The organism is Chitinophagaceae bacterium (genome assembly GCA_016713085.1).
GTDB lineage: Bacteria > Bacteroidota > Bacteroidia > Chitinophagales > Chitinophagaceae > Lacibacter.
Genome location: JADJPV010000002.1, coordinates 1,469,044 through 1,490,978, shown reverse-complemented (window position 1 = coordinate 1,490,978; position 21,935 = coordinate 1,469,044). Strand labels below are relative to the sequence as shown.

Genomic DNA, 21,935 nt, shown 5'->3' with positions numbered 1-21,935 from the left:
ATCGTTTTACTATGTGTTGTTCAGTCACCCGTTGGGTGAACAGACAACAAATCAATTCTTCTTCACTTCCTTCGCCCATGCATCTTTCAATGTTACTGTACGGTTGAAGATGAGTTTGGTTGAGGTGGTGTCTTTATCCAAACAGTAATATCCTTTACGCATAAACTGGAAACGTTCAGTTAACGTTGCTTCTTTCAAAGAAGGTTCCGCATAACCGGTTACCACTTTCAATGAATCAGGATTGATATAATCTTTAAAGTCGCCTTCTTCATTCGCTGCATTTTCAACACGGAACAAACGGTCATATTCCCTTACTTCCACTTCAACTGCATCAGCTGCATTTACCCAATGTAAAGTGCCTTTTACTTTCAGTCCCGATGCATCGCCACCACTTTTGCTTTCAGGTAAGTAACTGCAATGAAGTGCAGTGATATTTCCTGCCGCATCTTTTACCACTTCATCGCACTGAATAATGTAAGCGCTTTTTAAACGAACCATTTGCCCCGGTGCCAATCGGAAAAATTTCTTTGGCGGATTTTCCATGAAGTCATCTGCTTCAATCAATATTTCCCTGCTGAAAGGAAGTTGTCTTTCGCCTGTGCTGAGATCTTCAGGATTGTTTTCTGAATGCATCAGTTCAGTTTGCCCTTCAGGATAATTCGTAAGAATTACTTTGATGGGATTGAACACGACCATTCTGCGTTGAGCAATTTTATTCAGATGTTCACGAACGCAGAATTCAAGTAAGGAAACATCAATCATGTTTTCTCTCTTGGCAATACCGATACGGTCGCAGAAATCACGAATGCTGTCAGGAGTATAACCACGGCGTCTTAAACCTGTGATAGTGGGCATACGTGGATCATCCCAACCTGTTACATGTTTTTCATTTACCAGTTGCAGCAGTTTGCGTTTGCTGGTAACTGTATAATTGATATTGCGTCGTGCAAATTCGTATTGATGCGATGGATAGATTTCCAGTTGTTCAATCAACCAGTCGTATAACTCACGGTGGGGAACAAACTCCAGCGTGCAGATAGAGTGGGTGATGTTTTCAATTGAATCACTCTGACCATGTGCGAAATCATACATGGGATAGATGCACCATTTGTCACCAGTGCGGTGATGATGGGCATGTTTAATGCGGTACAAGATCGGATCACGCATCAGCATGTTGATATGCGCCATGTCAATCTTTGCACGCAGGGTATGTGTACCATCGGGGAAATCACCATTCTTCATCCGCTCAAATAAAACCAGGTTTTCATCGATACTGCGGTCACGGTATGGGCTGTTTTTGCCAGGTTCTGTTGGCGATCCTTTCATCGTTGCCATTTCTTCTGAAGTGGAATCATCTACATAAGCCAGTCGTTTTTTGATGAGGGTGATGGCATATTGATAAAGTGTTTCAAAATAATCAGAAGCGTATAGTTCATGTTTCCATGTAAATCCAAGCCAGCGGATATCATCTTTGATGCTGTCAACATATTCTGTTTCTTCTGTAACAGGATTGGTATCATCAAACCGCAGGTTGGTATAGCCGGGATATTTCTGTGTTAAACCAAAGTTTAAACAGATACTGGACGCATGACCAATATGGAGGTAACCATTTGGCTCTGGCGGGAAACGGGTAACGATGGATTGATATTTTCCACTCTTCAGATCCTCTTCAATCAATTCTTCAATAAAATTCAGGCTTTTCTCTTCACTCATGTCTTTCTTGTAATTGAGGTGCAAAAATAAGGGTTATAAGCAAGCCAATAGCCGGTAGTGGATAGCTGATAGTTATTAGCTGTGGTTACTAATAACTATCGGCTACAGGCTAAAAACTTTACCGGAGAATAAGCAAACTCTTTCTAACGATCTCCACACATTCACTGATTTGTTCTTTTGTGATCACTAACGGTGGGGCTAAACGTATTTTATCGCCATGCGTTGGCTTGGCAAGTAATCCATGTTCTTTCATTTCTACACAAAGATCCCAGGCAGCTTCCGGGTTTTGATGTTTGATGATGACTGCATTCAGCAATCCTTTTCCTCTTACCAGGCTGATGAAAGGGGAGTTGAGAGCGTTTAGCTCATTTCTTAATTGCTGTCCCAATACCTCAGCTTTTTCAGCAAGCTGTTCATCTTTCAATACTTTCAATGCAGTGATGGCTACATGACAGGCGAGGGGATTACCACCATAAGTACTTCCGTGTTCACCTGGTTTTATTGTCATCATGATTTCATTATCCGCAAGTATTGCACTTACAGGTAACACACCTCCGCTTAAAGCCTTGCCCAAAAGAAGAATATCCGGGCGAACATTTTCATGATCGCAGGCAAGCATCTTACCGGTACGGCACAAACCGGTTTGTATTTCATCAGCTATAAATAATACATTGGCTGCTTCGCAGTATTGTTTGGCAGTAGATAAATAACCTTCATCGGGAACAACCACACCTGCTTCACCCTGAATAGGCTCAACCAAGAAACCGCATACATGCTCATCCTGTAATGCTTCTTTCAGAGCAGCTAAATCATTATAAGGAATTACTTCAAAGCCAGGCATATAAGGTCCAAACTTTGTGTAAGAACTTGGGTCGGTGCTGAAAGAAATGACTGCGCTTGTACGACCATGAAAGTTATGGGCACATACAATGATCTTTGCTTTGTTGTCTTCAATCCCTTTCACTTCATAGCCCCATCTGCGTGCAAGCTTGATGGCAGTTTCAACAGCTTCCACACCAGTATTCATCGGTAACACTTTATCATAACCGAAATATTCAGTAACGAACTTTTCATATTCACCCAGCAGGTTGCTGTGAAAAGCCCTTGAGGTTAAAGTGAGTTGCTGTGCCTGTTCAATCAGTGCAGCAATAATCTTTGGGTGACAATGACCCTGATTCACTGCAGAGTAACCGCTTAGGAAATCGAAATAACGTTTATCGTCTACATCATATAAAAACACGCCTTCGCCTTTTTTTAATACTACAGGCAATGGATGATAATTATGTGCGCCGTATTTTTCTTCGAGGTCAATATAATGCTGTGAACCGGCTGAAACAGATACTGTTGTATGCATAGAATGAAAATTAGAAATGAAGAAACCAAAATGTAAAATGAAAAACTAAAGTGTAACGCATTGTTCCCCCTTCAGGGGGTTAGGGGCTTCTTATCCTCGATGATTGAGGAGATCGAGATTCAGCTGAAGTATATGAGTTGCGTTTACCATGAAGCCTCAAAAATACTTTCTTACTTTCATATAATAAAATCGGGATTAATATGAGTTATACAGTTCCTGCACAAACAAGGATTGGTCATGTACATTTAAAAGTGTCTGACCTCGACCGTTCACTTGGCTTTTACCGTGATTTGCTTGGATTTGAAGTAATGCAGAAATACGGATCGCAGGTAGTGTTCATTTCGGCCGGAGGATATCATCATCATATCGGGTTAAATACCTGGCACAGTAAAGGGGCAGGTCCGGCACCGGTTCATTCGGTTGGACTGTACCACACAGCTATTTTGTACCCGACAAGGAAAGATCTGGCAATTATTCTGAAGCGTTTGATGGATGCAAAGTATCCTTTAACCGGGGCATCAGATCATGGTGTAAGTGAGGCGATTTATTTAAATGATCCTGATGGAAACGGGGTGGAACTGTACTGGGACAAGCCCAAAGAACTGTGGCCGCTGGATGAAAAAAATAATTTAGTGATGGTTACTGATGAATTGAACCTGAATGAATTACTACAATTAGCCGATAATTAAATTAGCTTATAGAAATAAGATGAAGGGAATAAAAGTGAAGGCTTTTGTTCCTTGTTGAAAATGCCAAACACTGTACTGCCACTACCCGTCATAGAAGCATACAAAGCACCTGCATCGTACAGTTGTTGTTTGATGGATGCAATCTCCGGATGGGCTTTACTCACCGGTTCTTCAAAGTCGTTAATGAGCTGATCTTTCCAAGTACTTACTGGTTGCTGAATGATTGTTTTAAGGTCTGGTCTCTTGGAGCGGCCTGACAGATTCAGATTTGCAAAAGCCCAGCCGGTATTTACATGAATACCCGGATTGACGATTGCAAAATGATAGGCCGACAAGTCAAGTGGAACTTCCTCCAAAATTTCACCTCTGCCAGTTGCAAAGGCAGGTCTGTTGATGATGAAGAAAGGGCAATCACTTCCAAGTTGCAGGGCATAATTAATCAACTCTGGCTCGATAATTCCAGTTGAAATTTTTCATTCAGCAGTTTCAAAGCAAAGGCTCCATCGCTGCTACCGCCACCCAAGCCAGCTCCCATGGGAATGGTTTTGTGCAGGTGCATTTGAATGGATGGAAGTGCTGGAAAATCTTTTTTCAGAAGATCATATGATTTGATGCATAGATTGTTGTGAGAATCACCTTCAATTATTAGTCCGGTTGAATTAAATGAGATATGGTTATCTCGACTCCGCTCGATAAGCCCGCCAGACCCTTCGACTTCGCTCTGGGTTCTGACCACTTCCAACGCATCTCGTAATGGAATGGGATAAAAGACTGTTTCGAGATTATGAAATCCATCTTCCCGTTTGTTGAGAATCTGTAAGCCGAGATTGATTTTGCAATTGGGAAAAACGATCATTAATGGATAGTTGTATAATTGATAGTGGAAAATTAGTTGAATGGAGGCGGAATTATCAATTGTCCATTAACCAATTATCAATTATTTCTTGCGGTTGCTCAATTCATCCCTGATGGAGATGGCCCGGATATAATCTTCCTGCTCTAAGACTTCGTTCAGCAGGGTTTGTAATTCTTCAATGCTTAATGATTTGAGATCTTCCTTTCCTTCACCCCCGGTAGTAACCGTTACTTCTTCTTTCTCTTTTTTCTCTTCATCATCTTCCATCAAAATTCCGGCGCTTTCGAGGATATGCTCGTAGGTATAGATGGGGCAGCCAAAACGTACAGCCAATGCCAGGGCATCGCTTGTACGGCTGTCAATTTCAACCGTATCATTATCAGAAGAACATAAAAGCTTGGAGTAGAAAATACCTTCCTGAAGATCGTTGATCACAATTTCGTGCAGATCCACATTAAAAGCCAGCATGAAATTTTTCATGAGATCATGAGTCAGTGGGCGGCTTGGCTGCATGCGTTCTAGTGCAACAGCAATTGCCTGTGCTTCGAAACCACCAATAACGATGGGTAAACGGCGCAGTCCATTTACTTCGCCAAGAACCACTGCATAGCTGTGTGTTTGCGTAATGCTGTGGGAAAGTGCTACTATTTCCAGTTCAATTTTTTTCATATCCCGAGGGCAAATTTAAGGGCTTTGCTTTTTAATTGAGTTATTCAACTGAATTATTTCATCTTAAACATTCTGGTTGGTTTAAACAATGAAAAAACGCCGTAAAAACGGCGCTCTCAGTTTATTATATATGGAAGTAATTTAAGCTACGCCTTTCAGCTTTTTTACTTCCAGAATCATCTTCGGCACAATTTCAAAGGCATCTCCCACAATACCATAATCAGCTGCTTTAAAGAATGGTGCTTCAGGATCTTTGTTGATCACCACAATTACTTTACTGCGGTTTACACCTGCCAGGTGTTGAATAGCACCGCTGATGCCGATGGCAATATATAAGTTGGGAGCAATGGAACCACCTGTTTGTCCCACATGTTCATGATGCGGACGCCAATGTTCATCAGCAACCGGGCGGCTGCAGGCTGTTGCAGCTCCAAGCAATTTTGCCAGTTCTTCAACCATGCCCCAGTTTTCGGGTCCTTTAAAACCACGGCCACCGCTTACTACTATATCAGCCTCACTTAATGGAACTTCACCAGTCACCATATTAGTGGAAGTTACTTTTACTTTCGGAGTTTCAACAGTTATGTTTGCTGCAACTACTTCAGCTGTTCCTTCACCTGCAATTGTTTGAAATGAATTCGGGCTGATGGATAAAATCTTTACGGGAGTATTTACAGAAATAAATGCAAATGCTTTGCTGCTGAACACGCCTTTCTTTACCACAAATCCATTACTGGTGTCAGGTAATCCTACAGCACCTGCAACCAAGCCTGCTTTAAGTCTTGCACTCAAACGGGGAGCAACCGCTTTCCCGGTTAAGTTATGTGATAACACAATTACACTTGCAGCATTTGCAGTTGCCACATCAGCAATTGCTTTTGCATATACCTGTGCATCCACATGAGCCAATGCGTCACTGTTTACCTGGTAAATTTTAGTTACACCGTATTTGCCCAGTGCGGCCACATCATCAGCAACTGTACCTAATAAAACAGCTTCAGCACTTGTGCCGAGTTGTTTGGCCAATTGTGCGCCATAGGTCAATGCTTCAAAGGAAGATTTTTTTACATGACCATCAGCGGCATCTATAAAAACGAGAATACTCATAATTGATAATTAGTTAATTGATAAATGATAATTATTTCAGTTTGGATTTAGAAGTTTTTACACTTGCTGTAAGCAATTTCAGTAACTCTTCACAATCCTTATTCAATGAGTCAAACATTTCTTTTGTTATAAAATCTGAAGCAACAAGCAGGTCCAGCCAATACTTTGATTCATTTGCTTCTTTCAGCCCGATTGTAAGTTTATGGATAAAATCTTTCATGCTTTCACCATGTTCTGCTTCACGGATTAAGGCTCCAATAGCTGTTCCGCTTTTCAGAATTTGTTGTGAAAGGATATACTCATTATGCTGCTTTTTTAAGTATTTCCAGAGGTTGACAATCCTTACAGCAAATTCAAAGCTTTTTGTTTTAAGTATATTCTCTTTCATGGAAGCAGTTATCAATTATCCATTAAACAATTATCCATTTTTAAATTGCTTTTGCTTCTTCATGAAGTAAACGAATCAGCTCGCCTACATTTTCCGGATCAACCAGTTTTACACCAGATTTTGCAGGAGGTAACTGAAATGATGCGACGCTGGTTAATGCTTCCACAGCAACCGGTTCAACAACTTTCAATGGTTTGGTACGTGCACCCATGATTCCTCTCATGTTGGGGATGCGTTGTTCGGCCATTCCTTTCTGACAACTTACTACAACCGGCAGATTTACTTCGCAGGTTTCTTCACCACCTTCAATTTCACGTTCAATGGTTGCGATTGTTCCATTCAGTTCAAATTTGGTGGCAAGCGAAACATAAGGTTGGTCAAGTAGTTCAGCAACCATACCGCCAATAGATGAACCGTTGTAATCAATGGTTTCCTTACCGGTAAAGACTAAATCGTAAGCTCCCTGTTTTGCAATTTCAGCAATTTGGGAAGCGATATAAAAACTGTCATGACTGTCTGCATTTACACGAATCGCTTCATCACCACCCAATGCCAATGCTTTGCGGATGATGGGTTCTGTATCAGCAGCACCAACAGTTACTAAATGAATAACAGCGGCGGGGTCTTTTTCTTTCAGTTCAATGGCCCTCACAAGGGCATACCATTCGTCGTAAGGATTGATAATCCACTGTACACCATCCTGTACAAACTTTGTGTTGTTATCTGTGAAGGCTATTTTTGCCGTTGTGTCCGGCGTTTTACTGATACAAACTAAAATTTTCATGCGTTCATTTTTATTTTATTGTCAGCCACATAGTATATCCACAAAAATTATCATCGCTGGTGATATAAATTAGCTTGATAATTTTTATGGATATTGCATGCAATCATTTTTAATCAGGGAAATAAATGGTTGTTTATGCAACTAAAACAAAGATAAAGGTTTGATTTTGAAAACAAACACCTGTTCTTAAAAAATTAACAGCCACATGGATCGTGTTGAACAATTAAAGAAATTCCTCGAAGGAAACCCCAACGACAGCTTCCTGAAGCATGCGCTGGCACTGGAATATATTAAACTGGGCGATGATGAAACAGCCCGTCAATTGTTTGAAGAATTACTGGCAAATGAACCCGGCTATGTGGGCTCATATTATCACTTGGGCAAATTGTTTGAACGAAATGATGATACAGAAAAAGCGATTGAGTGGTACCTGAAAGGGATGGAAGTTGCCAAAGAAAAAGGAGAGCAGCATGCTTTAGGTGAATTAAGAGGAGCCTGGGAGGAACTGACGTTTTGATTTATTATGCCTAATATTTTCAACGATACAGTTTCAAAGAGAGCCTATTTCATCACATCGGCTGCGATATTAATCGGGATGCTTCTTGTTTTTATTCCTGATACCAGTAATGTACACGGCGGAGGGATTATTATTGTAATGGGAGGATTTTTTCTCATTGGCTTATCTTTCCTGGGGCTTATTCTTTTTTTAATAATGAGATTTTTATCAAAGTAATAGATTGTTCAATGCTTTCAATAAATGCTTTTCAACAATACATTCAACAGCATAATCTTTTCTCACCAAAAGATCAGTTGCTCCTTGCGGTAAGCGGAGGAGTGGATAGTGTTGTATTAACTGATCTCTGTTTTAAAGCCGGGTATCATTTCACCATTGCTCACTGCAATTTTCAATTACGTGGAGAGGAGAGTGAAGCTGACGAAATTTTTGTGAGATCACTGGGAGAGAAGTACAGGGTGGAAGTAAAGGTTCAGCGTTTTGACACAGAAAAATATGCTGCTGAACATAAATTATCCATCCAGGAAGCTGCAAGAGTATTGCGTTATGATTGGTTTGAGGAACTCGTCAATGAGAAATTACTTGCGGCACAACCGGAGTTTCTGCATCCGGACAGCTTTTCTGTTCTCACTGCTCATCATGCAGATGATAATAATGAAACCCTGCTGATGAATTTCTTCCGTGGCACAGGTTTGCATGGACTTACATGTATTCCTGTTTCTTATGGTCATATCAAACGGCCATTGCTCTCTTTTAGCAAGCAGGAGTTACTTGCTTATGCTGAAGAAAATCAACTGAGGTACAGAGAAGATTCATCGAACAGTTCAAGCAAGTACACCCGAAATTTTTTTCGGAATGAAATCATTCCGGCTATCAGCAAGGTATATCCGCAGGTAAAGGAAAATCTTGCTGATAATATCAACCGCTTTAAAGAAATTGAACAGCTGTACAATATGTCAACGCAGTTGCTGATTAAAAAGCTTTGCCGGGTAAAAGGAAATGAAATTCATATCCCGGTGAAACAATTGATGCTGTATAATAACCGGGCATTGATCTATGAGATCATTCACCCTTTTGGCTTTTCAGAAAAACAGGTAGATGAATTGCTGAAGCTTGCTGCAAGTGAATCAGGAAAGTTCATCGATTCGCCTGCTTTGCATTTCCGCATCGTGAAAAACAGGCATTGGTTTATTATTACGCCTGTGCAATCAACAGAATCTGCAACAATTGTTATTGAAGAAAAAGATGGATCGGTTTTGTTTGAAGCCGGAAGTTTATCCATCAAAAAATCAATTGCTGCTAATACAGAGTTAAGCACATCCAATGATATGGCTATGCTTGATGCAGATAAAATTACATTTCCGTTGTTGCTCCGAAAATGGAAGACAGGAGATTATTTTTATCCGCTCAACAACACTTGGCTCCATCAATATTGTAAATACTACCCCCCAAACAGCTCCCCATAAATGTGCACTGTGGTTGATGTTATCTCCGCCACGTCTGTCCATGTAAAATGTATACCCAACATAAAGAAGTGCAAAAACAATTGCCGGTAATGGCAAAAAGAAAACATATAAGGTTTGCCATGGAGCTAATAAGATAAATGAAAATAAGACGGCGGTAACTGCTCCTGATGCACCAAGACTTCTGTAACTGTAATTGTTATGATGCCTGATATAGGATGGAATTTCAGAAACAATAATCCCGGCCAGGTAAAAAAATATGAAACCAAGCTTGCCGATCTTTGCAATAAAGAATAGTTCCATGGCCCTGCCAAAGAAATACAGAGTAATCATATTAAACGCAAGATGTGGAATATCTGCATGAATAAAACCAGAAGTAATAAAACGGTAATACTGATTTTTATTTTTGATCATCGGCGGCCAGAAGATGAGGTCGTTGATGATTTTTTCACTGTTGAAAGCAGTGAACGAAATAATACAGGTAATAGCAATAATAGCAAGTGTAATTGTAAATTCCATGGTTTAAATGTAGATGCTAAATTTTAAAAAGAAAAATTAAAAGAATTCTTACAAAGTTGCGGGCAGATGAATTGGCAGTTCGTACATCTGACATCGTACTTCGTACATTTTTTAACTATGATGATATTTTTCATTCCTGTTAATGCTGCAGGCACGGTATACCTGTTCAGCAAGGATCAACCGCACCAGCTGATGCGGAAAAACCAGCTGCGATAAGCTCCATTTAAAGTTGGCTCTTTTCATCACTGCTTCATCAATGCCATAAGCACCACCAATCAGGAACACAAGATTCTTTATACTTTCATTGCTTCTCTTCATAATAAAGTCGGCAAGTCCTTCACTGCTCAATTGTTTTCCTCTTTCATCTAAAGCAATAAGGTAGTCTTCTTTCTGCAGCCAGTCAAGAATCATTTCACCTTCTTTCTTTTTCAGGTCGGCTTCACTCAGCATACCTGAATTTTTGGGCAAAGGAATAATGGTCCATTCAACCGGATAGTATTTAGAGATGCGTTTTGTGAATTCTTCCACACCTGTTTTTATATAAGGTTCATGTGCTTTGCCTACCGTCCAGAACTGAATTTTCATATACCTGTAATAAAAGATGAAATTGAATCAACTTATTCTTTGTAAATTTCGGTATAACCAATCTGATATGAGAATAATTTCTTTTGCATTAGCAGCTGTCTTTATTTGTATTTCCTCATTTGCACAAATCCCTAAAGCTCCTTTGAAAAATGAAGGTGATGGTTCGTATACACAACTCATTTTACGGGGAGTAATCATGATTAACGGTACTGGTACTCCGGCAATGGGTCCGGTTCATAGTGTAATTGACAAGAACCGAATTCTACAAGTTGCCAATGTGGGAAATCCGGGAGTAGCCATCAATCCTAACAACAGGCCCAAGTTAAAAGAAGGTGGAAAGGAGATAAATCTCGAAGGACATTATGTATTACCAGGCTTTATTGATATGCATGGACATATTGGTGGAACCGGACAGGGAGTTAATGCAGAATATGTATTTAAATTATGGATGGCTCACGGCATTACAACCATCAGGGATCCTTCCTGCGGCAATGGATTAGATTGGGTGCTGGAAGAAAAAAGATTAAGCGCAGAGAATAAAATTACGGCTCCACGCATTTTTGCTTACACTGCTTTTGGGATGGGAAGTAAACAACCCGTAACAACAGTTGAGCAGGCAGTTGCCTGGGTTCGTGAAAATGCACAGAAAGGTGCAGACGGAATTAAATTCTTTGGTGCAGCGCCGCAAATCATGGATGCTGCATTAAGAGAAAATAAAAAACTGGGATTAAGAAGCTGCTGTCATCATGCACAGATGGACGTTGCAAGATGGAATGTGGTTAATTCAGCAAAAGCAGGTTTAACATCTATGGAACACTGGTATGGTTTACCGGAAGCTTTGTTTACCAAACAAACCATTCAGCAATACCCGCTTAATTATAATTACAGCAATGAGCAGCATCGATTTGAAGAAGCGGGTAAATTGTGGAAACAGGCTGCTTCTCCTTACAGTGAACATTGGAATGCTGTGATGAATGAATTACTATCGCTTGACTTTACACTTGATCCTACTTTTAATATCTATGATGCCAACCGTGATCTGATGCGTGCAAGAAGAGCGGAGTGGCATGAGAATTATACCTTGCCTTCACTCTGGAAATTTTACGAACCCAGCAGGGTATCGCACGGAAGTTACTGGCATAGCTGGGGAACAGAACAGGAAGTAGAATGGAAAGAAAATTACCGGTTGTGGATGACCTTTATTAATGAATATAAAAATAGGGGAGGAAGAGTAACAACGGGAAGTGACAATGGATTTATTTATCAAACCTATGGCTTTGGTTATATCCGTGAACTGGAGTTATTTCGTGAAGCAGGGTTTCATCCGTTGGAAGTAATTCGGTCAGCAACTTTATATGGTGCACAGGCATTGGGCATGGAAAAAGACCTCGGCAGTATTGAAGTGGGGAAGCTGGCCGATCTTGTTGTGATAGATGTAAACCCATTGGAAAATCTGCAGGTGCTTTATGGAACAGGTGCTATCAGGCTGAGTGCAGAAAACAAAGTGACAAGAGCAGGAGGGATAAAGTATACAATTAAGGATGGTATAGTTTATGATGCAAAGAAACTGCTGAATGATGTGAAGCTGATGGTAGATGAAGAAAAAAAGAAATCAGGTTTTCAAATAAAGCAACCAGGAATGGAATAGCTACTGAAGAAGTTAAACAGCTTGATAGTATTTCAGCACAAATTTCTAACTTATACTTTAACTTTAAATAAAAACACATTTTATGAAACTTGTATTTGCCTCTTTATTTGTTTTAATGGTCAGCTCTTCCTTTGCACAAATTAAACTTCCTTCAACAGGGGGAGGTGGTATTGGAAATCTTGTGAGCCAGTTTACAAATGCTGTTAAGCCCACTTCATTTACTGATGCATGGGCAGGTAATAAAGGCAACTTTCTGAGTAATGCCGGAAAAAATAACGACGCAGTTGGAGTAGGTAAAAGTATTGCATCACTGGCTGGATTTATTAAGCCCGGTATGTTTAAGCAGGGGTTTAATGTGCAGAACCTTATCAGTACTGCCGGCACTGTAAAAACGATGGCACAGGCAACAGGAGTATTAAAGAGTTTTGAAGGTGGATTAAAACCGGAAGCTTTTGCCAGCGGATGGGCTGCAAAAAGACCGGCGTGGTTGAATGCAGTTAACCTGATTAAATAATTCTCATCTGAATTTGAATTATAATCAAAGCCACTCAGAAAGTGGCTTTGATTATTTTCGGGGTGAATGAATTTTTCTTTTTTTGGTCTCATTTTAAAATACCCTACTGATAAATATATGATGAAGGCAAGCGAAATGCCAATGAAATTTGTAATTACATCACGATAGGAAAAACTGATTTCAAAAAGAAGTTTTTGCATTACCTCAAAAAAAGTGGAGAATAGAATTAAAAATAAAAAAAAACTCAGATTCAGTTTTTGAAAAGGAAGTAGCCTGAATAAAACAAGCGTAAAGAAAAAGAAGAAAAAGATATGCTGGAATGCATCAAACCACCAGATACCTTTCGAATCAATCAGCTTTTCAGGATGAAACTGGGGTATTATAAAAACAATAGCGGTTAGGAAGATAATTCCTAACAGCATCCAAAAAGTTGTTCGGTTTTTATTCTTTCCCGGGTGTTTATGATGATGAGATATAACTTTCCGGTTTCTAATATGTATATGTTCAGGGTCAGACATAAAAAGAATTGCAGCAAGTCATAATTAATCTTATCTGCAGTTGGTTTGCTTTTAAATAAAGATCACTCAATCTGTTTAATAATTTTTGCCGGGTTCCCGCCAACAATAACATTCGGAGGAATATTTGAAGTAACAACAGATCCGGAAGCAATAATGCTGTTGTCTCCAATAGTTACTCCCTTTAAAATAATGGAACCCCAGCCAACCCAAACGTTATCGCCAATAATAACTTCAGCCTTTTTTACCTGGTTAAAATCTGTCGGATAGCCCATCGATACTTTTTGTCTTAACATAGGATCAATCGGATGGAAATCAGTATCGGAAATAAACGTTCCGGAAGAAATGAGACAATTCTTGCCAATTTTTATTTTTTTGTAAGCTGTCATTCCTACTCCATTAAGAATGGTATTATCACCGATTTCGAATACTCCAGTTGTACCACAAACAAATTTACACCTCATCACTAAGGGCACATTACTTGTTTTAACACCTGAATCCAGCACAATTCTATCACCAAAAACAATTTTACTTGTACCCGGCATCTTCAAATACGGGATTTTTCCGAAAATAATCAACCGTCCTTTCAATTCAAGCGATTTACCATACTTCAATTTCAGTAAAGCTGTTTTCAGCAAACTTAGAAAACTAACCTTTCTTTGATTTGTAAGTGTTTCCATTCCGATTTTCATTCATTTAAAAAATAAGAAAGAACAGGAATCTAATTTTTAAACTGCTCAGCAATTTTTAACCCTTTAATGATCTGATCATTCAGTGTATCGGTAAAAAACGATTCTGTATTCCTGGTAAAAAATACGTTCGGGTATCTGTCATATAAAACATCTCTTTCATTTTCCAGCAGTTTCCAGTTTTCACGGCTTGGAAGTAAAAGGACATTTTTTAGTGTTTTAAACCCTTCAATAGAGATTGCTTCTGTATCAGAAACAAAACCAAGAGTGGCAAAATCCTGTTTAACTCTTTTAATAATATCTGCTTCCTCTGTTAAGCCAAGACCTTTTAAGTAATCAGGATTCAATTCTACTGTAATTCTTGCATTTGGTTCATCAAATCCTGAACTCTCAGTTTGATTGCATGCCCTGTAAAATAAAGTCTGCCTGTCGGGCGACCATAAAACACTAAATGTTTTTAACAATTTGATCCTTGGAATGGTCATGAACACAAGTGTTGCAGACCATCTGTCGAAAATGTTTGCAGGCTTATCCGTTACGGCAGAAACTAATTGATCGTGTGTTAAACTCCATATTAGTTTTGGAGCAGTAACGTCAAGGCCGCTTTTTAATATAACAGTTGTTTTACCCGGTATATCATCTACTTTTTCAATCGCTTCTCTTACAATAGTTATACCTGCTTCTTCCAGCCTTTTTGAAAGTGTTTCTCCGAATACTCCAACATATCCTGCTTTTGGATAACAGAAGTATGTGTCATGAAAATTCTGCGGACTATCGCTGTATTGTGAAAAAATAGTTTCGGGATAGTATAAAGGCAACCAGCCAATTCTGTGATACAATGCAATCAAACCGGTTGTTGAAAGGTTCGACATCTTTTGAAAGTAGGGTTCAAATAATTCAGAATGCAATGTTGCCCCATGATTGGCAACTGAAGCTTCATAATAACTTTTTTCAATATAAAGTTGATTCGTCTTTTTGTTTTTTGGGTGTAATTCACTCTCTGGCTGAGAGGTGATTAATTGTGTTTCAGCTTTTATGCGGTTGGCTAATACGGGATGTTGTAACACATCTAATCTGTTTGTCATGATTATATCTGGATATAACTGACCGTCATACACAGTGTATGGAGTTTGCATTCTTACCAGTTCAATATGGCTTCGGGTATAGTTTTCAATTACTTTGGTAAACCTTCCCCAGTCATTCCGCACATTTGGCTGATAAGACTTAGGGTCTAATAAACCGGTATCGTTGAAAGCAGTAAATTCATGTGAAATAGCACCGGGGTCAAAATTACTTCCATTGACATTTATTTTTGTAAAATGCCCCCCCCATGCCGGTAACGGATTGATAACGCAAACTTTTTTACCTGATTTTGAAAGTTCTAATGCTGCGATCATTGTTGTTAAATAATTCCCGGCAAGGATAAAGTCGAAATTGTTTTGAGACATTAGGTTATGTTTTAATGATGAATTTAAATAAAATTTTGGGTAGAATTGGGTTGTTTACATACTATAATTTAAAATGCATTTTTATCACCTTTAAAAATCTGGTATATCGTTAAGAAGATAATTCTTACATCGAGCCAAATGCTCCAGTTTTCCATATACCACAAATCATGTTCAACTCTTTTTTCCATATCTTCCAGTCTTTTCGTTTCACCACGATATCCATTCACTTGCGCCCAACCAGATATGCCCGGTTTCATAAACTGGCGAACCATAAATTGGTTAATTCTATTTGAATAATCATCAGTATGTTTTAACATGTGGGGCCGTGGGCCAATAATACTCATATCACCAAGAAATACATTTAAGAATTGGGGAAATTCATCCAGGCTTGTTTTTCTCAGTATTTTACCAACCCTTGTTATCCGGTCATCTTCTTTTGAAGCCTGTTTTAAATTGGCATCATTATTTACTTTCATACTCCGGAATTTAAAACAGTTAAACGGCTTATTATCTTTTCCGGTTCGCTTTTGTAAGAAAAATATTGGTCTTCCGGATTCCAGCCAGATCACCAAACTTATTAACGGAATTAGCCAGGAAAGTACTAATACAATTGCCAGGCTGCTGACGAGTATATCAACGAGCCGTTTTTTGATTCTGTTTGAAACATCTTCAAGAGGTTCTTTACGTCTTGAAAAAACCGGCATTACTCCAAGGAAATCAATTTGTACCGGGAAATGCACAAAGAAATTAAAATTTGGTACAATTCTGAAGCGAATACATGCATGATCAGCCTGCTGAATCAGTTGATAAATAATTTCATTCTGCTCAGGAGTAATAGTTGAAAAAATTTCAGTAACCTCATTTTCTTTTGATACCTCGATTGCGCTCGATAATTCTCCTATGATTGGATGGTTTGATAATTCATGAACTTCTTTTTGATCTTCACAGTAACCGATAATATGTGTGCTGATCGGGTCTTCTTCCAGCTGCTGTACCAGTTTTTTTGAAGTTTCGTTATAACCGATGATCAGCACTTTCCTCATGATGATTTCGCCTTTTCTGAAAAACTGAAGAACAAAAAGATAGGCAACTCGGTTTAGCATCAAAACAGCACAAATGGAAAGAAATAATGTAATGATGAATAAACGGGATAAGTCTGCTTTAGATAAAAAGATGTATAGAATAACAATAGCAAGAAGCGCAAGATAGCTTCTCAATGTAGATCGGCTGAAGGATTCAAATGATGAAATACTTCCCTGTTGGTATATTTTGAAAAGCCAGCTTGAAAATATCCAGGAGAGGTTGAAAAATAATGACAGGTAAATGTATTCAACTTCCATAGCGTCTGTTATCCTTTCATTGTTCAGATACATAACGAACAGGAAAGTAAGATTAAGCATTAGCAGATCCAAAACCAGGAAACTGATTTTTAATAGTCGGAAGAAGTGGAGACTCATAAAAAAAATATTATGATGAAACGAAAAATATTAAATTACCGTGATCCTCTAAGTTTTTCTCTTATAACCAGCCCGATGAAAACAGGCCCGTAATACAGGTACCTTTTCCACATTCTTTTTGGTTCCTTAAGCAAACGTATAAACCATTCTAATCCAAGCTGTATCCATATTTTTCCGGGGCGTTCTACAGTGCCGGCGTAAAAGTCAAATACTGCACCAATTGACCCAATGATGTTAACTGACAGGTTCTCTTTATTCTGATGCACCCATTTTTCCTGTTTAGGTGCAGTCATACCAATAAATAATACATCTGGTTTAAAAACGTTCACTGTATTGATCATTTTTGAGTTATCCTCATTTGTAAACTTCTGTTTAAATGGAGGTGAATAACTCCCGAACCGGATATTTGGATATTCACCTTTCAATTTCTGCTCAATTAATTCTAATGTTTTAGTGGATGAACCTAAGTAAAAGCAGGACCCATTTGTAGTATTCAGTTCGTTCAGTAAAAAATAATGTAAATCGGCACCAGCAATTTTTTTAATTGTTTTACCATGAAGGAACCTGTAAGAAAGAGTAATTCCAATTCCATCAGGCAGAAGGACATCAGATTTTTGCAAAGCTTCTCTGAAATCGAAATCTTTTTCTGCAATGCAGTATGAGTATTGATTAATAGTATTGATCACATTTTTTTTTGTGAGATCAATATCCTTAAGCTGACCTGTAAAAATTGGGTATGCTGACATGGGTCTTTTTTATCCTGGTTAATTGGGTAATACGGTTGCTGTTTCTGCTTTTGGTTTCCGGTCTTTTATTTCAAACCTGTCTTTCAGTTTTAAGAATGGCTGTTCAATTAATTTATAGGATAATACGGCAACGATAAAAATATAAACAATATTTAAAGGGAATTTTGAAAGGGCTCCCATATTTCCGGAAAAGAAAAGCTGTTGCCATATATAAATACTGTACGATAAAACGCCGAGATAGTCCATAACCGGATTGTTAAGGAACCTGAACCATAGATTATTTTCATAGTTTATTGAAATAACAATAATCAAACCAATGCAGATATTGGTTATAGTGCCAAATGAACCTGCAAAGGCTATTGCAGCGTGTTCAGCAAACTTAAAGTCAGGAAATAGCAATGTTATCATTCTTTTTGTGACAAGACAGCACAGTAGAATAAAAAAAGGCGATAGCAGGATGAGTTTACTTTTAGTTTTAATATAGGCGTATATGTCATCATAGTAAATTGCGAACAAACATCCCCACATCAGTGAATCTGCCCTTGTAAAAAAATGCATAACAGAAATATCTGTAAATAAGCGGACAAAGGGTACAATGATTACAATTGCAAGTGCAAACCTGGTTCTGTATTTTTTAAAGAGATAAAAGACGGAAGGCCAGATAAAATAAAAATGTTCCTCTACAGACAGTGACCAGAAATGCCCTGTTTCCCAATCGCCTGGGTCATTAAAATTGAAATACTTTGTATATGTTATTGAAGTAACCCATGAAGTAGGAGTAAGGTAAAAAACATTACACAATTGTAAGATGAAATATACAAGAAGAATGAAATAGTATACTGGGAAAATTCTGATAATTCTTCTTATATAAAAACTCTTTAAGGATATTGTTCCGTAACGTTTTTCTTCTTTCAGTAACAGGAGCGTAATTAAAAAACCTGAGATAACGAAGAATATATTGACCCCTATCTGGGCTCCGGGTGCATCAAGCCGTTTCAGGTTTGCAACCTGGATGTGACCAAAAAGTACAAATAATATACTCAGTGCTCTCAGACCATTTAGACTTGGTATTATTTTCTTCATTCTGTTATTTTACTGATTAAGGGTAATGGCTTTTTCTAATGTTGCAGTTATTTCCTTTTCAAACATTTCAAGTGTAAAATGTTTTTTATATCGTTCAAACCCCTTTTTACCCAAGTCTCTTCTTAATACCGGGTTTTGAATCAGCACCTTCAGTTTAGCAGCTAATTCACCAGCGTTTTTCTGAGGAACTAAAAAGCCTGTTTCACTTTCTTTAACAATATCACGAATCCCGCCTTCGTAAGTTGAAACGACCGGTAAACTGAATTGCATCGCTTCAAGAAGAACTAACGGAAAACATTCATTGTGGTAGTATGTAGGAAATACAAAAACATCGGCCAGTTGAAGTACCTGATTTTTTCAGGGCCATATTTTTTCCATGCACGATTATATTTTCGGTAAGCTTATATGTTGCAACCTGTTTGTAAAATTCAGTTTCAGTCACATCCCCCCAAGGGCCAACAAAATGGCAAACAAAAGGGATATTTTCTTCTTTTAATATTTTACATGCTTCAAGTAAAACATAAACCCCTTTCTCTGCCAGTAAATTAGAAAGAAAAAGCAGGTTACAGGGAGTATCTTCTTTTTTCTCTTCAAGTAATACTGAATCTGTTTTTTCTTCAGGTATGCCGTTTGCACAAAAGAATACGTTGTCAGACCTCACATATTTCTGAATATCCGGGTATAAGGAAGGTGATAACAAAATTGACTTTGTATTTCTGAAGGCAAACCGATACAGATAGTCAGTAAGAACACTTTTGTTATCTGCAATGCCTTTGTTGTGAAAATGGTATATAATTTTTTTGCCGGAAAGCTTTAGCAGAAAAACAAACAGCAAGTCTTTATAAAAGCCGGGGCCCGCAGCAGTTAAGGTTAAGTAATACAGGTTGTATTTTTTTGTTAACAGTGATTTCAAAACATTTTTCAGTAATTTAAGCAACACAAAGAACTTTCTTCCACCTGCTTTACCTATCTCATCTATGCTCTCTGATGTGGAGAGGTTGATATAATCCGTCTCGAAAGTTTGATTGATAAGCTTGCTTTCTTTGATAAACTGGCCTACCATTCCTGCACCATGAATGGGAAGGGGGAGGTGAAGAATAAACAGAATTTTATTTCTCATCATTTTGTGCCTGTATTAAGGGTTTGAAAAACGCTTAAATAGCTCCTGCCCATTTTTTCAAATGAAAAATTTTGAGAAACATAATTAAAGGCAATAGCTTTTAATTCAGCGGTATTATATTTCTCGCCTGTTATTTTTTCCAATATTTCAATAAACGAGTCAGGTTTTTGGGCTTTTGCTAAAAGAGGCCAGCCAGGTGGAAGTGTTTCTGCTAATCCTGGAATATCACTTGCAATAACCGGTACTTTTGAAAAGGATGCTTCAAGGGATAAAAGAACCAGGCCTTCATGCCTTGAAGGCATTATTAAATAGTCAAAAGAAGATAATTTTGATGCCAGCTCAGAAACAGGTTCATGGAAAATACAGTAACTGTTTTTTTTACAGAAGTCCACTATCTGCCCTTGATAAGTGCCGTGCCCTATAATATGAAAAACAATTTTCTCTTTTATATTTGCAGAACAGTTAGTTATAATGCTGAGCAGAGTGTCAGCGCCTTTTTGCAGTTCAAGTCTTCCTGCAAAAGCTATATTGATTTTGGTGCGATCAAGAGAGTATGGAAAATCTGATGACACAGGATTTTTAATTCCATTTAATATGACCTGCTGATTTTCAGATGAAGCCAGCCTGCAATTTTTTCTTAAATTATTATATGCTGTTAATGCGGGCCGGGATACAGCAATAATAGTGTCGTTAATAAATGATTTTTCCGTGATCCTGCCAAGTAAGGAATGTGTTGGCCAGAGTTCTGTATTATGTATCGTTCTGATGATTTTGAATCTGGCTTTGGAAAACATTTTTACCGTCAGTGCTAAAACAAAATCCGGTAAATCAGTATGAGAATGAACAATTTCAGGTTTCCTTTTCCGGATGTAGTACCACAAAGTAAAAGGTGCAATCACGAGACTCAGATATTTGCTCTTCAACCCAAGTGTGTGAAATTCGATGCCCTGCTCAGTTAATTTTTTCTTTTTATTGTCAGAGTAAGTACTCTCTGTTTTATACAGCTCAAAAATAACTGGCTTAAAATTTCCTTCGGCTGTATTTAAATAATCAGCTAGTGAAAAAGCGATATTTTCTGCTCCGCCAAGATTGATGGAAGTAATTATTTGAAAAATCACTCTCATACTACTGTTTATTCGGATTACGGTAAAAGAAATTGAACCATACAATTATATAAAGCTTCTTTAACCACCTTGTCCGTTTATTATATGTGTATTTATCAGCCTCTACATCAGGCAGAATAAATAAAGGATGCTTCATATTTGAATAATCTACTACAGCTGCTTTGTTCGCTATAAATGTATCTTTTTGCCTGTTTTGATGAGTAGCATCTGCGGTGAAACCAATGTTTTCAACAAGGTTAGCATTAGGCACAATTGATAATCCATTATTCACCAGCTGATAATAAGAATACTGGTAATCCCATGTGTCAACTTTTCCTGCTGTTACTTTTCTGTAATCATATAAAGCAGTAAGCGCATGAATTTTTGACGCCTTTAAGTTTGCTTTTAAATCTGTTTTTTCTAACTCATTCAGTGATTCCAGATTTAAATTATAATGTTTCCATACTCTTCTCCAGCTGGCCCATCCCCATATTGGTGTTTCCTGTGAAAAATAGTAATCAGCAGTGCCTCTTTTCTTTCCAGCCTGAAGATTATAACCGCTTAAATGCCAAATACGCTGATCATTTCTGTACTTCTCAAGTAACTGGCTGCAGAATTGAAAAAATGAAACAGATGGCAGGCAATCATCTTCAAGTATAATACCTTCTTCTACCTGATCAAAGAACCAGGTGATAGCAGAACTTACAGCTTTACCGCAACCCAGGTTATTTTCACGGAACAGTGTTTTAACTTCACAATCCCAATTTACCTGCTCAATAATTTTTCTTGTTTCTTCGCACTTTTGTTTTTCATCTTTTTTTGATTCTCTCGGGCCATCTGCAGCAACATACAAATATTTTGGCTGCAGAACTTTCAGCTGGTTGAACACCTGCTGAGTAGTATCTGCCCGGTTGAAAATTAAAAACAGAATGGGTGTTTCAAATGCGTTATTCATTCTTAGTGATGTAAGG

At 38.2% G+C, this 21,935-nt stretch carries 19 protein-coding genes and 2 pseudogenes; 4 read left to right on the top strand and 17 right to left on the bottom strand.

The genetic code is table 11. The features are described from left to right. Positions 1 to 51: 51 nt before the first annotated feature. Positions 52 to 1,713, bottom strand: a complete 1,662-nt coding sequence (locus IPK31_19380; protein ID MBK8089903.1) for a glutamine--tRNA ligase/YqeY domain fusion protein — start codon at positions 1,711 to 1,713, stop codon at positions 52 to 54. Between the two features lie 118 nt (positions 1,714 to 1,831). Next, on the bottom strand, positions 1,832 to 3,067 hold the full coding sequence (rocD, locus tag IPK31_19375; GenBank protein MBK8089902.1) for an ornithine--oxo-acid transaminase: 1,236 nt from the start codon (positions 3,065 to 3,067) through the stop codon (positions 1,832 to 1,834). A 200-nt stretch (positions 3,068 to 3,267) separates the two neighbouring features. Here rocD and IPK31_19370 point away from each other — a divergent pair, with 200 nt between their 5' ends. Then, on the top strand, positions 3,268 to 3,756 hold the full coding sequence (locus tag IPK31_19370; GenBank protein MBK8089901.1) for a VOC family protein: 489 nt from the start codon (positions 3,268 to 3,270) through the stop codon (positions 3,754 to 3,756). On the opposite strand, the pseudogene IPK31_19365 reads toward IPK31_19370, so the two are convergent. The 5 genes and pseudogenes from IPK31_19365 to IPK31_19345 all read right to left on the bottom strand — a co-directional run bounded on the left by IPK31_19365 (position 3,753) and on the right by IPK31_19345 (position 7,560). Beyond that, positions 3,753 to 4,612 (bottom strand): annotated as a pseudogene (locus IPK31_19365) (4-(cytidine 5'-diphospho)-2-C-methyl-D-erythritol kinase). The gene IPK31_19370 and the pseudogene IPK31_19365 sit on opposite strands and share 4 nt — an antisense overlap. Before the next feature lie 81 nt (positions 4,613 to 4,693). Beyond that, complete coding sequence (locus tag IPK31_19360) at positions 4,694 to 5,281, bottom strand: bifunctional nuclease family protein (GenBank protein MBK8089900.1); 588 nt, start codon at positions 5,279 to 5,281, stop codon at positions 4,694 to 4,696. 141 nt (positions 5,282 to 5,422) lie between these two features. Continuing rightward, entirely contained in the window at positions 5,423 to 6,388 is a 966-nt protein-coding gene (locus tag IPK31_19355) for an electron transfer flavoprotein subunit alpha/FixB family protein (GenBank protein ID MBK8089899.1), read from the bottom strand. Positions 6,389 to 6,419: 31 nt separating this feature from the next. Continuing rightward, positions 6,420 to 6,776, bottom strand: a complete 357-nt coding sequence (locus tag IPK31_19350) for a four helix bundle protein (protein ID MBK8089898.1) — start codon at positions 6,774 to 6,776, stop codon at positions 6,420 to 6,422. A gap of 40 nt (positions 6,777 to 6,816) precedes the next feature. After that, on the bottom strand, positions 6,817 to 7,560 hold the full coding sequence (locus tag IPK31_19345; protein MBK8089897.1) for an electron transfer flavoprotein subunit beta/FixA family protein: 744 nt from the start codon (positions 7,558 to 7,560) through the stop codon (positions 6,817 to 6,819). Between the two features lie 205 nt (positions 7,561 to 7,765). Between IPK31_19345 and IPK31_19340 the strand changes: the two genes are divergently transcribed. After that, positions 7,766 to 8,077 carry a tetratricopeptide repeat protein gene (locus tag IPK31_19340; protein ID MBK8089896.1) on the top strand — a complete coding sequence of 104 codons (312 nt, stop codon included), beginning with the start codon at positions 7,766 to 7,768 and terminating at the stop codon, positions 8,075 to 8,077. Between the two features lie 1,307 nt (positions 8,078 to 9,384). On the opposite strand, the gene IPK31_19335 is transcribed toward IPK31_19340, so the two are convergent. Both IPK31_19335 and IPK31_19330 read right to left on the bottom strand, forming a co-directional pair. Then, positions 9,385 to 10,056, bottom strand: a complete 672-nt coding sequence (locus IPK31_19335; protein ID MBK8089895.1) for a rhomboid family intramembrane serine protease — start codon at positions 10,054 to 10,056, stop codon at positions 9,385 to 9,387. A gap of 111 nt (positions 10,057 to 10,167) precedes the next feature. Beyond that, entirely contained in the window at positions 10,168 to 10,641 is a 474-nt protein-coding gene (locus IPK31_19330) for a 23S rRNA (pseudouridine(1915)-N(3))-methyltransferase RlmH (GenBank protein MBK8089894.1), read from the bottom strand. 67 nt (positions 10,642 to 10,708) lie between these two features. Between IPK31_19330 and IPK31_19325 the strand changes: the two genes are divergently transcribed. Both IPK31_19325 and IPK31_19320 read left to right on the top strand, forming a co-directional pair. Then, positions 10,709 to 12,289, top strand: a complete 1,581-nt coding sequence (locus tag IPK31_19325) for an amidohydrolase family protein (GenBank protein MBK8089893.1) — start codon at positions 10,709 to 10,711, stop codon at positions 12,287 to 12,289. A gap of 82 nt (positions 12,290 to 12,371) precedes the next feature. After that, complete coding sequence (locus IPK31_19320) at positions 12,372 to 12,803, top strand: hypothetical protein (GenBank protein MBK8089892.1); 432 nt, start codon at positions 12,372 to 12,374, stop codon at positions 12,801 to 12,803. Between the two features lie 580 nt (positions 12,804 to 13,383). On the opposite strand, the gene IPK31_19315 is transcribed toward IPK31_19320, so the two are convergent. From IPK31_19315 to IPK31_19280, 8 genes and pseudogenes are all read right to left on the bottom strand, one after another. Next, positions 13,384 to 13,998: an acyltransferase gene (locus tag IPK31_19315; GenBank protein ID MBK8089891.1), complete on the bottom strand. Its 615-nt coding sequence runs from the start codon at positions 13,996 to 13,998 to the stop codon at positions 13,384 to 13,386. Positions 13,999 to 14,039: 41 nt separating this feature from the next. Further along, entirely contained in the window at positions 14,040 to 15,455 is a 1,416-nt protein-coding gene (locus IPK31_19310) for a hypothetical protein (protein ID MBK8089890.1), read from the bottom strand. A 68-nt stretch (positions 15,456 to 15,523) separates the two neighbouring features. Continuing rightward, positions 15,524 to 16,912 (bottom strand): undecaprenyl-phosphate glucose phosphotransferase, encoded by a 1,389-nt coding sequence (locus IPK31_19305; protein ID MBK8089889.1) that lies wholly within the window; start codon positions 16,910 to 16,912, stop codon positions 15,524 to 15,526. Between the two features lie 35 nt (positions 16,913 to 16,947). Next, entirely contained in the window at positions 16,948 to 17,658 is a 711-nt protein-coding gene (locus IPK31_19300; GenBank protein ID MBK8089888.1) for a WecB/TagA/CpsF family glycosyltransferase, read from the bottom strand. 18 nt (positions 17,659 to 17,676) lie between these two features. Next, entirely contained in the window at positions 17,677 to 18,741 is a 1,065-nt protein-coding gene (locus IPK31_19295) for an acyltransferase (protein ID MBK8089887.1), read from the bottom strand. 9 nt (positions 18,742 to 18,750) lie between these two features. After that, a pseudogene (locus tag IPK31_19290) lies at positions 18,751 to 19,861 on the bottom strand (glycosyltransferase family 4 protein). Next, positions 19,861 to 20,985, bottom strand: a complete 1,125-nt coding sequence (locus IPK31_19285) for a glycosyltransferase family 4 protein (protein ID MBK8089886.1) — start codon at positions 20,983 to 20,985, stop codon at positions 19,861 to 19,863. Before IPK31_19285 ends, IPK31_19290 begins: the two are co-directional and overlap by 1 nt. Position 20,986: 1 nt before the next feature. Continuing rightward, positions 20,987 to 21,919, bottom strand: a complete 933-nt coding sequence (locus IPK31_19280; protein ID MBK8089885.1) for a nucleotide-diphospho-sugar transferase — start codon at positions 21,917 to 21,919, stop codon at positions 20,987 to 20,989. Between the last annotated feature and the right edge of the window lie 16 nt (positions 21,920 to 21,935).

Bases quoted from the DNA above. Each gene is read 5' to 3' on its own strand.
- IPK31_19380 (MBK8089903.1), bottom strand. From the start codon at position 1,713: ATGAGTGAAGAGAAAAGCCTGAATTTTATTGAAGAATTGATTGAAGAG.
- rocD (MBK8089902.1), bottom strand. From the start codon at position 3,067: ATGCATACAACAGTATCTGTTTCAGCCGGTTCACAGCATTATATTGAC.
- IPK31_19370 (MBK8089901.1), top strand. From the start codon at position 3,268: ATGAGTTATACAGTTCCTGCACAAACAAGGATTGGTCATGTACATTTA.
- IPK31_19360 (MBK8089900.1), bottom strand. From the start codon at position 5,281: ATGAAAAAAATTGAACTGGAAATAGTAGCACTTTCCCACAGCATTACG.
- IPK31_19355 (MBK8089899.1), bottom strand. From the start codon at position 6,388: ATGAGTATTCTCGTTTTTATAGATGCCGCTGATGGTCATGTAAAAAAA.
- IPK31_19350 (MBK8089898.1), bottom strand. From the start codon at position 6,776: ATGAAAGAGAATATACTTAAAACAAAAAGCTTTGAATTTGCTGTAAGG.
- IPK31_19345 (MBK8089897.1), bottom strand. From the start codon at position 7,560: ATGAAAATTTTAGTTTGTATCAGTAAAACGCCGGACACAACGGCAAAA.
- IPK31_19340 (MBK8089896.1), top strand. From the start codon at position 7,766: ATGGATCGTGTTGAACAATTAAAGAAATTCCTCGAAGGAAACCCCAAC.
- IPK31_19335 (MBK8089895.1), bottom strand. From the start codon at position 10,056: ATGGAATTTACAATTACACTTGCTATTATTGCTATTACCTGTATTATT.
- IPK31_19330 (MBK8089894.1), bottom strand. From the start codon at position 10,641: ATGAAAATTCAGTTCTGGACGGTAGGCAAAGCACATGAACCTTATATA.
- IPK31_19325 (MBK8089893.1), top strand. From the start codon at position 10,709: ATGAGAATAATTTCTTTTGCATTAGCAGCTGTCTTTATTTGTATTTCC.
- IPK31_19320 (MBK8089892.1), top strand. From the start codon at position 12,372: ATGAAACTTGTATTTGCCTCTTTATTTGTTTTAATGGTCAGCTCTTCC.
- IPK31_19315 (MBK8089891.1), bottom strand. From the start codon at position 13,998: ATGGAAACACTTACAAATCAAAGAAAGGTTAGTTTTCTAAGTTTGCTG.
- IPK31_19310 (MBK8089890.1), bottom strand. From the start codon at position 15,455: ATGTCTCAAAACAATTTCGACTTTATCCTTGCCGGGAATTATTTAACA.
- IPK31_19305 (MBK8089889.1), bottom strand. From the start codon at position 16,912: ATGAGTCTCCACTTCTTCCGACTATTAAAAATCAGTTTCCTGGTTTTG.
- IPK31_19300 (MBK8089888.1), bottom strand. From the start codon at position 17,658: ATGTCAGCATACCCAATTTTTACAGGTCAGCTTAAGGATATTGATCTC.
- IPK31_19295 (MBK8089887.1), bottom strand. From the start codon at position 18,741: ATGAAGAAAATAATACCAAGTCTAAATGGTCTGAGAGCACTGAGTATA.
- IPK31_19285 (MBK8089886.1), bottom strand. From the start codon at position 20,985: ATGAGAGTGATTTTTCAAATAATTACTTCCATCAATCTTGGCGGAGCA.
- IPK31_19280 (MBK8089885.1), bottom strand. From the start codon at position 21,919: ATGAATAACGCATTTGAAACACCCATTCTGTTTTTAATTTTCAACCGG.